This is a genomic window from Variovorax sp. OV700, assembly GCF_900099805.1.
GTDB lineage: Bacteria > Pseudomonadota > Gammaproteobacteria > Burkholderiales > Burkholderiaceae_C > Variovorax.
Window position 1 is genome coordinate 434,029 of the sequence record NZ_FNDR01000002.1, and the last position, 13,201, is coordinate 447,229.

A 13,201-nucleotide genomic window follows, 5' to 3' on the forward strand; every position below is an offset into this window, starting at 1 on the left:
ATGAAGTCAGCAGGCTTGAAGGGAACAGTTTCCATTGAGTTGGTGCACGAGGCGATTCACGCCGCGGCGCTCAGGAACATGGACATCAGCAGCGTGCTTGAAAGTGCAAAGCTCGACCGCGAGCTGCTGAACGCGCCGCGTGCCCGCATCTCAGCGGCTGCGTACTCACGCATGTGGGTGGCTTTGGCCGATTTGATGGACGACGAGTTCTTCGGCCTGGACAGCCACGGACTTCGCCGTGGTAGCTATGCGCTCATGACACGCGCGGCGGTCAGCGCCGAAAACCTGGAGCACGCGCTGCGCCGGATCCTCAGGTTCCTCCACGCCACACTGGACGACTTTCACGGGGAACTCGCCCGCTCGGCGGATGAGGCCCGCCTGATCCTGCATGACGGTGGCGTGCTGCGCCGGCTGTTTGGCTATGGCACCTGGTTCATCCTGGTTCACGGATTGGCATGCTGGCTCGTGCACAGGCGCATTCCCTTGCGCGAGATGCAGTTCCGTTGCCCGCCTCCCGGCGACGACAGCCACTACCGCACACGGTTCTGCGAGAACGTCACATTCAACGGCAAGACCACGCACATCACCTTCGCCAGCGAGCTGCTGGATTTGAAGATCGCGGAATCTCCAGAGACAGTCGACACCTTTCTGCGGGCAGCACCTGCCAACTTGTTGGTCAAGTACCGCAACGACGCGAGTACCGGTGCGCAGGTACGCGGCCGATTGCGCGGCCAGATGCCCGATACATGGCCGGAGCTGGAGAAGCTGGCGCAAGAGCTCTGCGTTTCCGGCACCACGCTCCAGCGCCGCTTGCAACAGGAGGGCATGAGCTACCAGCGGGTGAAAGACGATCTGCGGCGGGACATCGCCATCGATCTGTTGTCGAGCGCGTCGTTGACGGTGGCCGAGGTTGCCGCCCGAACCGGATTCCAGGAAACAAGCGCTTTCCATCGTGCCTTCAAGAAATGGACGGGCGTCAGCCCGGGCGCCTATCGCTCCATGCCCAAAAGCCCCGCTTGAATCGAGGCGTCCGGGCATGGGCGCCGAGCCCTTGCAGAACTAATCTCCTCTCGCCGCCGCACCCGCGGCGCCGCGAGTTTGTTTGAGGCAAGGGACCCAGGAATGAATCGAATGATGGCGCCGCCGCTCGGTGCAGAAATGCTGCAAAGAGCGGTCGATTGGGCAATTGCCACCCGACGCAGCGTGAGGGCGTATTTGCCCGAGCCAGTGCCACGAGAAGAGATCGAAGCGATTCTCTCGACCGCACGCTACAGCGCTTCCGGCATGAACATGCAACCTTGGCATGTGCATGTCCTGACCGGGCCGGTGAAGGCCGGCCTCTCCGCTGCGGTTGCAGCGCTCGATGACGACTCCGGAAAATCGGGGGAACTGCTCGAGCCCTACGACTACTACCCGCGCGAATGGTTCTCTCCCTACCTGGAGCGGCGCCGCAAGGTGGGTTGGGATCTCTATGGGCTGCTTGGCATCGCCAAGGGCGACAAGCAGCGCATGCACCTGCAGCACGGGCGCAACTACCGGTTCTTCGATGCGCCCGTGGGCCTGTTCTTTACGGTAGACCGCGAGCTCCAGGAAGGAAGCCTGCTGGACTACGGCATGTTCTTGCAGAGCGTGATGGTCGCCGCGCGAGGCCGGAACCTTCACACCTGCCCTCAAGCAGCCTTTCTGAAGTTTCACCGCCAGATCGCCGAGTTCCTGCAAATTCCCGCCGGCCAGATGCTTGTCTGCGGCATGAGCCTGGGCTACGTCGACGAGTCCGCGATTGAAAACTCGCTCGCCACGGAGCGTGAGCCGGTTTCCACATTCACGACGTTCCACAACGATGCAAAGGAGACAAAAGCATGAGCGCGGAATCCTATGGAAAAGGCCTCGATCGCTGCGAGGCCAATCATGTGCCGCTGACGCCCCTCGGCTTTCTCGATCGCGCCGCCCTGGCGCATCCGAAACGCCTGGCTGTGGTGCACGGAGATCTATCGCGAACGTGGGAGCAGACCCGAGAACGCTGCCATCGCCTTGCGTCGGCGCTGGTGAGCAGGGGCATCCAGCCAGGGGACACCGTTGCAGTGCTGTCGCCCAACACGCCCGCCATGCTGGAGGCGCACTTCGGCGTACCCCTGGCAGGCGCCGTGCTCAACGCGATCAACCACCGCCTGGATCCTGAAGGGATCGCGTTCATCCTGCGCCACGGCGAATGCAAGTTGCTGATGGTCGACCGCGAGTTCTCCGGAACGGTGGCCGCTGCCTTGAAGCTTCTCGACAAGCCCCCTCTGGTCATCGATATCAACGATCACCTCGCACCACCAGGCGATGCCATCGGCGAGGTCGACTATGAATCCCTGCTGGCGGGGGGAGACCCGGACTTCCCCGGCCGGTGGCCGAGCGACGAGTGGCAACCCATCGCCCTGAACTACACCTCCGGTACGACCGGAGATCCCAAGGGTGTCGTCGCCAGCCACCGCGGCACCTACCTCATGAGCCTGCTGCAGATCACGAACTGGGCGATGCCCCGGGCGCCCAAGTACCTGTGGACGCTGCCCATGTTCCACGCGAACGGATGGTGCTTCACCTGGGCAGTGACAGCGGCGGCGGGCACCCATGTCTGCCTGCGCCGGGTTTCCGCCGAAGCGGTGCTGGAGGCCATCGACAGGCACCAGATCGACCATCTCTGTGCAGCGCCGGTCGTGATGGCCATGCTCGCGGATTCGGCGCAAAACATCCAGCTGCCTCGTGCCGTACGTGTACTGACCGCGGGATCTCCGCCTCCGCTTGCGGTGCTGAACGCTGTTCTGGCCATGGGCTTCGACGTGGAGCACGTGTTTGGCATCACGGAGGTTTCCGGCACGCCGGTGGGTTGCGTGTGGCAAGACGGCTGGGACGATCTTGCGCCGGCCGAGCAAGGCGCGTTGCGGGTGCGCCAGGGCGTAAGAGCCGCCATGTTCGAAGGCCTCATGGTTGGCGATGCGGACACGCTGGCGCCTGTCCCTCACGACGGCAAAACCGCAGGGGAGCTCATGCTGCGCGGGAACACCGTGATGATGGGCTACTTCAAGAACGAGGCCGCGACGCGCAGGGCGCTCGCCAACGGCTGGTTTCGAACCGGCGACGTCGCGGTTCTTCATGGCAACGGGTATGCGCAGATCACCGATCGTTCGAAGGACGTGATCATTTCCGGCGGCGAGAACATCTCTTCCGTGGAGGTCGAGGATGTCGTCCATGGACACCCGGCGGTCTTGCATGCCGCGGTGGTCGCCCAGCCCGACGAGACATGGGGGGAGGTGCCGTGCGTGTTCATCGAACTCAAGGCAGGCGTTTCGGCGCCTTCCGAGCAAGAGATCATCTTGTTTTGCCGTGAACGGCTGGCCCACTTCAAGTGTCCGCGCCGGGTGATATTCAGCAGCTTGCCGAAGACGGCCACGGGCAAGATCCAGAAGTTCCGCTTGCGCCAGCAGGCCGGAAGCCAGGAAGCCATCACCAGGCTCGCGAGCCATGGGTGAGTTCGAAATCGCTGCCGTTGCACCCATCGGACCGGGCTATTGTTTCTCGCGATTCCATACCTTCGACGAAGAGCAAGTCCGGGCATTCGCACTGGCAGCAGGCGACGAGAACCCTCTGCACCATGATGTGGAGTTCGCACGAGGCACGCGTTTCGGTGGTTTGATTGCCAGCGGGACTCACACCGCGTCTTTGTTGATGGGATTGACGGCCAGTCACTTCGCCCAGAAGGGAACTGTGCTGGGGATCAACTTCTCGGTGGATTTGCTGCGTCCTGTGCTGGCAAGCGAGACGGTTTCCATCGAATGGCACGTGACTTCGATTGCAGCCCGCTCGAGGGGCGGCTGCGTCCTCGAATTGCAAGGCTCAATGAAGGGCGCAGACGACCGGACCAGTGTTCTCGCTCACGGCACGGTCCTTTTCACGCCTGACTGATGACCGCTTTCGCTGCTGCGACGCGGACCTCCCGAACGACTCATGCGTCGATGAGAAGTTCTCGCGCGGCCTGCTCCACGCACTCGGCAAAGGAGGGATCGCCGGTGTAGGGCGAGTGTCCGCGCAACCACAACAGCCCCACCGGGCGGACCAGGCGCGGCATCTCGGTGTGCAGTGGGGCCAGCGTGCCTAGCTCCGCATACTTGCGGACCAGTGAAGCGGGCAGGGTCGCGATCGCGTCGCTGCCCTGCAAATAGGCAAGCGTGACGTTCAGCGAAAGCGTCTCGATGAAGCTGATGGGTGGTTCGACGCCGTTCACCTCGAATGCCATCAGCAGGGGCTGGCGCAGCAGCGAGTCATGCGGCGGCAGCACCCATGGACATTCCACCAGTTGGCGCCAACTCGGTTTGAATTCCCCGCGCGCCAGCGGATGGCCGTTGCGCGCGACCAGCATGGTCGCATCCTCGAACAGCGGCTTTTCCTCGAGGTTCGTTGCGGCCAACTGGGATGGCAGCGTGCCGACGATGAGATCAAGGTGCCCAAGTCGCAGTTCTCCCAGCAGGACGTCCATGGTGGCCTCGCGGACCATGATCGACGACTTGGGAGAGGCATGCTTGAACAGCATCAGCGCCTTGGGAAGCAGCCAGCCGGCGGACGCCGGCAGCACGCCTACGCGGATCTTGCGGGACGTTCCCGTGGCCAGCGCGTGCAGTTCCTCGCCGGCCTCCGAGAGGTCTTGCAGAACTTTGCGGGCATGCCGGATCAGGCATTCACCGTAGGGCGTCGGCCGAAGTCCGCGACCGGTGCGCTCGAACAGCGCATGGCCCATGGCGCCCTGCAGATCCGTCAGTGTGCGGGACAGCGCCGGCTGCGTCACGTTCATGGCGGCGGCGACCTTGCCTTGATGACGAAGGTCGTCGAGGGCCACGAGTACCTGCAGGTGGCGCAGCTTCAAACCGGCGCGAATGTACCAATCCAGCTTGGCCATCGGGTTCTCCTTATGTGCATTCCCGCGAAAGCGGTAAGGACCGGATCATCGCAGTCATAGGGGTGAGCCCGGATTTGTGCCCCGTGTTTTACCAAAAACATTATATCTGGCACTTATTTTTCTAATTGTCATGGCGACCCGGCTCGCCCATCATTCGGCTCCAGGGGAAAGCAAAAAGGCCCCCAAAAGTACACAGATCGCCAGCCCGTCCATACGTTCTGAAGGAGCACGAAAACATGTTGAATCCGTCGCCGCGCTGGGCCGCCGGCCTGGTGCTTGCCGCCAGCCTGGTCTCTGGCGCCTGGGCTCAGGCCCCAATCAAGATCGGCTTTCACGCCGGCCTTACCGGCCCCGCCGCTGCCGACGGCAATGCCGCCCTCGCAGCGGCCCGGGTGGCGATCGAGCAGAGCAACGCGCAAGGCGGCATTGGAGGCAGGAAGCTTGAACTCGTCGTAGAGGACGACCAGGGCAAGCCTGAACACGCGGCGCAGGTTGCCAACCGCCTGATCGGCGAGGGCGTGCGCGCGGTGATCTCCGCCGCCTATTCCGCGCCGGCGCGCGCCGCCGCGCCGGTTTTCCAGAAGGCGCAGCTGCCCTACGTGGTCGCGGTGTCCTCGGCGCCCGAAATCACGCGCGGCGGGAACTACATGTTCCGCGTCACCAGCGTGGGCGAAGTGCAGGGCCGCGCCGCCGCCAAGGCGATGGGCGAGCTGCTGCACAAGAAGCGCGTCGTGCTGCTCACGGTGAAGACGGACTTCGGCAAGGCGCTGGTCGCCGGCTTCAAGGAAGCAGCGCCACGCTTTGGGCTGGAGATCGTGAAGGAGTACGAATACGCGCCGACCGATCGCCAGTTCGGGCCGCTGATCGCATCCATCAAGGCAGACAACCCGCAAGCGATCTATGCCACCGGGTTCTATTTCACCGGAGGCCCGCTGGTGGCGCAATTGCGCAGCGCCGGCGTGACGGCCGACATCATGGGTGCGGAATCGCTCAGTCCACAGCAGTTCATCGACATCGCCGGCCCTGCGGCCGAAGGCACGGTGATCACCAACGTCATCGACTGGGGTTCGCAGGACCCGGCAATCGTGGACTTCCTCAACCGCTACAAGGCGGCGACCGGGACGCCCGCAGCGGCAGTGGCCGCAACGACGCATGCCGCGACCACCGTCCTGTTGGCCGCCTTGCGCAACGCGAAGTCGGATGAACCCGCCAGGATCCGCGCGGCGCTGGAGACCACCGAAGTCATGACCGTCATGGGTCGAGTCAGCTTCAACAAGTTGCGCGAAGTTAAAAAGAATTTTCCGCTGTCAATCGTCCGCAACGGCAAGTGGCAACGCTTCGGCGTCATCGACGACGCCGGACTGCTGGCACCTCCTGAGCAGTGAAACCCCCGGAAGAGACCATCGCACCCGTTGGTGCGTCAATGAAGGTGAAACGCAAATGACCTATCACGCCCGTACACGCAAAGTCGCCCACGATGACCTGGTCTGGGACTTCGGCACGCAGACCTACCAGGTCTTTCCGTACGAACACTATCGCTGGTGCCGCGAAAACGACCCCGTACACCGGGTGGATCTGCCGAACGGCAATGTCGTCTACATGATCACGAAGTACGACGACATCAAGGCGGCGGCACTGGATCACAAGCGGTTTTCCGCCGCGGTCACGGATACCGTCGGCTGGCTGATGTTCAAGGATCCGCCCGAGCACACGACGATCCGCAGCAGCGTGCAGTCGCATCTGTCGAAGAAGGGCATCGATCTGATCGATGCGGCCATCGACCGCATCAACCGCGAGACCTTCCAGTACCTGCTGGACGGCCGGGGTGGCGACGCGGCCACGTATTGCCAGCTGTTCCCGGCGGCAGTGGTCAACCACATGCTCGGGATCAAGATCGACCCGCAACAGATCGACTACTGGATCGGCTGCTCGCTCAGGGCGATGGGCCAGGCCTTCGGCTTGCCAGGCAAGCCGGAAGACCACAAAGGCCAGGCGGACCTTGTCGCCTTTCTCGAAGGTGTGGTGCGCGACTACATCGCCCATCCGGAAGACAACATCGGTTCGCTGCTCGCGCAGAACGCGGCACCGGGCGGCAAATTGTCCGTGCGAAACGTGGCCGACTTCATGAACATGCTGTTCACGGGCGGACATGAAACGACCACCTTCACCCTCAGCAGTGCGATCGGCATCCTGGGCCAGGACCCGGCCCTGTTCAGGCGCATCAAGGACGATCGTTCGCGCATCCCGGCCTTCATCGACGAGACGCTGCGCTACCGGCCCGTGCTGCAGTCGAACCCTCGCATCGCAGCTGAGGACATCACGATCCGCGGCGTGACGATTCCCAAGGGCTCCATCGTGAAGCTGTGCACCGGCAGCGGCAACATGGACGAAGACGTCTTCGAAAACCCCGAGGAGTTCAACATCGACCGGCCGAACGTGAGTGAGCATCTGTCATTCAGCCGCGGGGTCCACACCTGCATCGGAGCCGTCCTCGCGCGGCGCGAGCTGTCCAAGGCCATGACGCACTTGTTCGAGACGGTCGCTTCCATCCAGCTGGACGCCGATCGCCCCGTGAAGCCCCACCTTGGGGGAACGGGCAACGAGCACGGCTTCGATTCCGTGCCTGTCCTGATCGAAGCGGATGTGGTGAGGGCCTGAGCCGTGAAATACACGAGCATCGAACGATCGAGTCCGCAGTCGCAAGCGGTGCGTGAGAACACGCGCGGCTTTCGCGCGAGCTGCGAGCGCCCCGACGCGGTGTCGGTGCAGGAACGCAGGCTGGCCATCATCGGCATGATGGAGGAGGGCTACAGCCAGTACGTGCGGCGCGAGAGCGACGTTTTCGGTTCGGTCGACATGGACGGTGTACCGGCCGAGGTGGTCAGCATCTCGGGGACGAAACCCGATTGCAATCTGCTGTTCCTCCACGGCGGTGCCTATTTCCTTGGAAACCCGCAAACCGCCCGGACCATCACGGTTCCATTGGCGCGTCTCGCAAATGCCAAGGTGTTCGTGCCTGACTACCGCCTGGCCCCGGAACACAGGTTTCCTGCCGCGGCGGACGACGCCTTGGCCGCATACAAATACCTCATCGAGGTGGAGGGAGTCGACCCAGGCAGCCTGTTCGTCGGCGGCGACTCTTGCGGCGTCAACCTGGCCTTCGGCGCGCTGCTGAGGGCGCGAGAAGCAGGTCTGCCCAAGCCGCGGGGCATCGTCGCTTTCTCGCCGTGGCTCGACCTGACTTCTTCGCTGCCGTCGTTTCGCACGAATGCGCAGCTCGACGAGTTCGTGCACGTCAATATCGTCGATACGTGGGTCGCGCAATACATGGGGGAGGAGAGCTGGGCCCATCCGCTCGCGTCGCCCTTGGGCGCGGACCTGAGAGGCATGCCGGCCTGCTTCATCGCCTGCGGCAGTACCGAAATGTGGCATGACGATGCCGCGGTTCTCGCGCACAGGCTCGACAAGCTCGGCGTCGATGTCGAACTCGAAGTCTGGAAGGACATGCCACACGTCTGGCCCATCTTTTCCGGGCAGCTGCCCGAAGCAGACGAAGCCCTGAGCAATGCAGCGCAGTTCATGCGCCGCCGTCTGCGCTGATCGACCTCATCCCTTGACTGGAAAGAACATGGACTTCAAGAGCTATATCTGTTTGAGCTGTGGTTGGGTGTACCACGAGAGCGATGGTTTGCCCGAGGAAGGGCTCGCCGCGGGAACGCGCTGGGAGGACATCCCGGCGGACTGGCAGTGCCCGCACTGCGGCGACAAGAAGTCGGATTTCAACATAGTGGAGTTCTGATCATGACTGTCATCGTCACGGAAAAATGCGATGGATGCCGGTTCACCGACTGCGTGACCGTCTGCCCTGTGGCCTGCTTCCATACCGACGGCACGATGGTGTACGTGAACCCAGTCGAATGCATCGATTGCGGTGCCTGCATCCCGGTGTGTCCGGTCCATGCCATCTACGAAGCGCGAGACCTGCCTGCCGAGTTCGAGCACTGGAGAGGGGTGAACGCCGAGCGTGCCGCTGGCCTGCCAAACATCTCCGAGAAGCTCGAGCCACTGCCGACGGCACTCGGCCGCCAGCAGGCCATGGGCTATGGCGGCTGAGCCGATTTTCTACGCGGGAGTGAACCCCATGCGCATCGCGATCATCGGTAGCGGACCTTCGGGCTTCTACGCTGCAGAAGCCGTACAGAAGAAGGTGCCTGGCGTGGCCATCGACATGTTCGAACGCCTGCATGCGCCCTATGGTCTGGTGCGCTACGGAGTGGCCCCCGACCACGAAAAGCTCAAGTCGGTGACCAAGGTTTTCGACATGGTCGCGGGCAAGCCGGGCCTGCGATGGTTCGGCCAGGTGGAGTTGGGGCGAGACATCCAGCTGGAGGACCTCACGCGGCGCTATCACGCAGTCGTGCTCGCTACCGGCGCCCAGGCCAGCAGAAGGCTCGGCATCCCCGGGGATGACAAGCCGGGAAGCTACAACGCCGCGGACTTCGTCGCCTGGTACAACGGCCACCCCGACTTCCGTCACCTTCAGTTCGACTTGTCAGGCGAGACGGCGATCGTGGTCGGCCATGGGAACGTAGCACTGGATGTCGCACGCATCCTGCTCAAGCCGGTCGACGAGTTGGCTTCTACCGAGATCGCCAGCCACGCGCTGGAAGCGCTTCGCAACAGCAAGGTGCGCAAGGTGTGCGTGGTCGGCAGGCGCGGACCGGCTCAGGCCAAGTTCACCAACAAGGAGCTGGCCGAGTTCGAGCAGCTTGCAGGCGTTACTGCGTTGGTGCGCGACGACGAGATGGCATTCAACGAGGCCAGCCGATTGGAGCTGGAGAGTCCGGCAGGAGACGAGGCCCGCAGGAACGTGGCGCTTCTGCGCAAGTTCGCCGACGTGGCCGCCGATGCCGTCTCTCCCAACGAGCGGTGCATCGAATTCAGGTTCTGCCTGGCACCCGTCAGGCTGGAGGGGAACGAACAAGTCGCAGCGCTGGTGCTGGAACGTACGGCCCTGACCGGATCCGCCTTCCAGCAGGGATCGCGCGGCACGGGCGAGTTTCTCCTCATGCCCTGCCATGCCGTGTTTGCCAGCGTTGGCTACAAGGGCGTTGCACCGGCCAACGTTCCTTTCGACGCACGCGCAGCGACCGTGCGCCATGTGAACGGCAGGATCGTCGACGAAACAGGCGTGCAACAGCCGGGCCTCTATTGCACCGGCTGGATCAAGCGCGGCCCGACCGGTGTCATCGGCACCAACCGCAACGACAGCGTGGAAACCGTGGCGACGTTGTTGGCCGACCTGCAGGCCGGCGCGCTGGGTGAGCCGGCGGCAGGCGACGACATTGCCGACCTGCTTCGCAACCGCGGCGTCGACTTCCTGGACTTCCAGGCGTGGTCCAGGCTGGACGCATTCGAAAAACAAACGGGAGCGCGCTCCGGTAAAGCGCGAGAAAAACTGGTCCAGCGGCACGAAGTGCGCGCAGCGCTGCAAGCGGCCGCTGGATCTTCATTGACATGCACTACGTGAGAACAACATGGATCTAGATCTTTCCGGCAAGAAATTCTTCGTCACTGGCGTTGCGTCAGGGATCGGGCACGCCACCGCCGAGCTGCTGATTCGAGCCGGCGCCGAAGTCGTGGGCGCCGATCGCGCCGAGTTGAGCAAGCCGCTGCCACTCGCTGCCTTTCATCACCTGGATCTGAGCGATCCCGCACTGATCGATCGCGCTGTTGCAGCGGCAGGTGACGGCTATGACGCGCTGATCAACGTCGCGGGGGTGTCGTCGCTCGCTTCGACCGACATGCAGTTCCGCGTCAACTTCCTGGGCACGCGGCACCTCACCCTGGCGATGGTGCCGAGGCTCAAGGCCAAGTCGGCCGTGTTCAACGTCGCCTCCAGCACCGCAGTGCGCTGGGAGCAGCACCTGGACCGTTTCACTCCGCTGGTCGAGACCAAGAGTTTCAAAGAGGGCTTGCAGTGGCTCGAGGCGAATCCCCAGGAAAGCCCGATTTCCTATGCATGGTCGAAAGAGGCGCTGATCATCTGGACCATGAAGACGGGGCTCGAATGGATCGGCACCGGCCGCCGCATCAATGCCTTGAGCCCGGGACTGACGTACACGCCGATGCATGCGGAGTTCGTGCAGGCACACGGCGAGGCCCTGCTGAAGAAGGATGCCGAGCGCACCGGCGATGCCGGCAGCGCGGAGGACGTCGCCAAGGCGCTGGTCCTGCTGCAGCACGACTACGCCGCCTGGTGGAACGCAGCCAACATCAATGTCGATGGCGGCTTCAGCGCCTCGGTGTTGATGGCAAAGGAAAACTTCGGCGACGTCTGACCCGCCGGCAGGCAAGCGTCGACACAAGACTCAATCCAGGAGACATGATGAAAACCGCAATCCGTTCCAAGATCCGACCGGCCTTCGTGCTGGTCACACTGATGCTGGCAGCCGCCACTGCGTCGGCTCAGGCCACAAGCACGGTCGAGTCCAGGCTCAAGGCCGAACTGACCGCCATGGGGTACCCCGAAGGCAAGCTGCCGAACCTGCTGCCCGACAGCGGTCCCTGGCTGCACGGCGCCGTGGTCGGCAACCTGCTGTTTCTCTCGTCCGCCGCACCGCAGGACGCCAATGGCCAATGGGTCAAGGGAGCAATCCCGTCCAGGCATTCGGTGCAGGACGCGCCCATGCTCGCGCGCCGCGCGTGCGTGCGCCAGATCGCCCGGATGAAGCAGGTGCTCGGGGACCTGGACCGGGTCAAGCGCATCGCCTATGTGCGCTTCAACATTGCCGTGGATCCAGGCTTCTCCGACCTCACCCCGATCGCGGAAGGCTGCTCGACGCTCTACACCGCGGTGTTCGGCGAGGCCGGCAAGCATCCTCGCGTCCTCGAGGGTGTGAGCGCCAATCCGAGCAACACGGCGATGGAAGTCGAAACGATTGTGGAAGTCCGGTGATCCGGGTTCCTGAAGGAGAAGATATGGAAGTGATTGTTGTTGGGGCAGGCATTGGCGGACTGAGTACCGCACTCAGCCTGCACGATGCGGGAATTCCCGTCAAAGTTTATGAAGCAGCGCCCCGCATCGAAGCGATGGGTCTCGGTATCCACCTGCAGCCCAATGCCGTGCGTGAACTCACCGAACTGGGCTTGGGTGACGCGTTGATGGCGATTTCCGTCGGCATCGAGAACCTGGGCTTCTACAGCGTGCACGGCAAGAAGATTTGGAGCGAATCGCGCGGCAGCGCTTCCGGTTACCGCTGGCCCCAGTGCGCAGTGCACAGAGGCGATCTGCAAGTGCTTTTGCTCAAGGCTGCGAGGGAACGCATCGGGGAGCAGAACATCGTCACCAATCACACCTTGACCGAGTTCGAGCAAGACAAGGATGGCGTGACGCTGCACTTCATCAACAGCGAGACGCGGCAGCGGCTGCCGTCCGCGAAGGGCAGAATCCTGGTGGCCGCGGACGGATTGCATTCGGGTGTGCGAAAGCATTTCTATCCCCAGCAGGGGCTGCGGTTCGGCGGCCAGCTGATGTGGCGCACGGCCGTGGCCGTCGACGCCTGGCTCGGGGGCAACACCATGACGATGGTCGGCCACCGCAACCAGAAGCTGGTGGCCTATCCGATGCGTCAATTGCCCGATGGCCGGGTCCTGGGCAACTTCATCTTCGAGCTGGGGCAGTCGGGCGACGGTCCGCCGCGCGAGGAGTGGAACCGCAGGATCGACAAGGCCAAGTTCGCGCACGCCTTCGCCGATTGGAAGTTCGACTGGCTCGACGTGCCGGCGCTCATCCAGGCGGCCGACAGCATCTTCGAGTTTCCGAAGGTCGATCGCGACCCGGTCGAACGCTGGTCGTTCGGGCGCGTCACCTTGCTGGGGGATGCGGCGCACCCGATGCACCCTGTCGGATCGCAGGCCGGTTCGCAGGCCGTCGTGGACGGCCGCGTGCTCGCCAAGCATCTGGCCGATCATCCGGATCGCCCCGAGTTCGCGCTGCAGGAATACGAAGCGGAGCGGCTGGCGCCGATGCGCGACATCTGCCTTTCCAACCGCAACCTGTCGCACGAAATCATCATGGACCTCGTGCACGAGCGTGCGCCCGACGGGTTCGGCGACATCGACGATGTCATCCCGGCAGCCGAGATCGCGCAGCGTGCCGAGGCATTCCGCACCAGGGCGGGATTCGACGTGACATCCCTGAATGCCCGCGAGTCCCACTCGCGCAATCGGGGCTGCCCGGTTCTTCGCGCTTGAGGCCCTGGCCTC

The 13,201-nt window shown here is 63.5% G+C and carries 14 protein-coding genes; 13 read left to right on the forward strand and 1 reads right to left on the reverse strand.

Features of this window, described 5'->3' with window-relative positions:
- From BLR24_RS05700 to BLR24_RS05715, 4 genes are all read left to right on the forward strand, one after another.
- Positions 1–1,020: an AraC family transcriptional regulator gene (locus tag BLR24_RS05700; protein ID WP_093013941.1), complete on the forward strand. Its 1,020-nt coding sequence runs from the start codon at positions 1–3 to the stop codon at positions 1,018–1,020.
- 102 nt (positions 1,021–1,122) lie between these two features.
- Entirely contained in the window at positions 1,123–1,863 is a 741-nt protein-coding gene (locus BLR24_RS05705) for a nitroreductase (RefSeq protein WP_093013944.1), read from the forward strand.
- Positions 1,860–3,512 carry an AMP-binding protein gene (locus tag BLR24_RS05710; RefSeq protein WP_093013947.1) on the forward strand — a complete coding sequence of 551 codons (1,653 nt, stop codon included), beginning with the start codon at positions 1,860–1,862 and terminating at the stop codon, positions 3,510–3,512. The genes BLR24_RS05705 and BLR24_RS05710 overlap by 4 nt, the downstream gene beginning before the upstream one ends.
- Entirely contained in the window at positions 3,505–3,945 is a 441-nt protein-coding gene (locus BLR24_RS05715) for a MaoC family dehydratase (protein ID WP_093013950.1), read from the forward strand. Before BLR24_RS05710 ends, BLR24_RS05715 begins: the two co-directional genes overlap by 8 nt.
- A gap of 40 nt (positions 3,946–3,985) precedes the next feature.
- Here the strand turns inward: BLR24_RS05715 and BLR24_RS05720 are convergent, their stop codons facing one another.
- Entirely contained in the window at positions 3,986–4,933 is a 948-nt protein-coding gene (locus tag BLR24_RS05720; protein ID WP_093013953.1) for a LysR substrate-binding domain-containing protein, read from the reverse strand.
- A gap of 236 nt (positions 4,934–5,169) precedes the next feature.
- Here BLR24_RS05720 and BLR24_RS05725 point away from each other — a divergent pair, with 236 nt between their 5' ends.
- From BLR24_RS05725 to BLR24_RS05765, 9 genes are read left to right on the forward strand one after another with little or no spacing between them, the layout of a single operon-like run.
- On the forward strand, positions 5,170–6,318 hold the full coding sequence (locus BLR24_RS05725; protein ID WP_093013956.1) for an ABC transporter substrate-binding protein: 1,149 nt from the start codon (positions 5,170–5,172) through the stop codon (positions 6,316–6,318).
- A gap of 55 nt (positions 6,319–6,373) precedes the next feature.
- Positions 6,374–7,591 (forward strand): cytochrome P450, encoded by a 1,218-nt coding sequence (locus BLR24_RS05730; RefSeq protein ID WP_093013959.1) that lies wholly within the window; start codon positions 6,374–6,376, stop codon positions 7,589–7,591.
- 3 nt (positions 7,592–7,594) lie between these two features.
- Positions 7,595–8,533 (forward strand): alpha/beta hydrolase, encoded by a 939-nt coding sequence (locus tag BLR24_RS05735; RefSeq protein WP_093013962.1) that lies wholly within the window; start codon positions 7,595–7,597, stop codon positions 8,531–8,533.
- A gap of 28 nt (positions 8,534–8,561) precedes the next feature.
- Complete coding sequence (locus BLR24_RS05740; protein WP_055798371.1) at positions 8,562–8,732, forward strand: rubredoxin; 171 nt, start codon at positions 8,562–8,564, stop codon at positions 8,730–8,732.
- A 2-nt stretch (positions 8,733–8,734) separates the two neighbouring features.
- Complete coding sequence (locus tag BLR24_RS05745; RefSeq protein ID WP_093013965.1) at positions 8,735–9,046, forward strand: ferredoxin family protein; 312 nt, start codon at positions 8,735–8,737, stop codon at positions 9,044–9,046.
- A gap of 28 nt (positions 9,047–9,074) precedes the next feature.
- Positions 9,075–10,463, forward strand: a complete 1,389-nt coding sequence (locus BLR24_RS05750; RefSeq protein ID WP_254787181.1) for an FAD-dependent oxidoreductase — start codon at positions 9,075–9,077, stop codon at positions 10,461–10,463.
- 7 nt (positions 10,464–10,470) lie between these two features.
- On the forward strand, positions 10,471–11,274 hold the full coding sequence (locus BLR24_RS05755; protein ID WP_093013971.1) for a coniferyl-alcohol dehydrogenase: 804 nt from the start codon (positions 10,471–10,473) through the stop codon (positions 11,272–11,274).
- Between the two features lie 47 nt (positions 11,275–11,321).
- Positions 11,322–11,891, forward strand: coding sequence for a RidA family protein (locus tag BLR24_RS05760; RefSeq protein WP_175543190.1), 570 nt, complete (start codon positions 11,322–11,324; stop codon positions 11,889–11,891).
- Positions 11,892–11,914: 23 nt separating this feature from the next.
- Positions 11,915–13,189 carry a flavin-dependent oxidoreductase gene (locus BLR24_RS05765; protein WP_093013977.1) on the forward strand — a complete coding sequence of 425 codons (1,275 nt, stop codon included), beginning with the start codon at positions 11,915–11,917 and terminating at the stop codon, positions 13,187–13,189.
- The last annotated feature ends 12 nt before the right edge of the window (positions 13,190–13,201 follow it).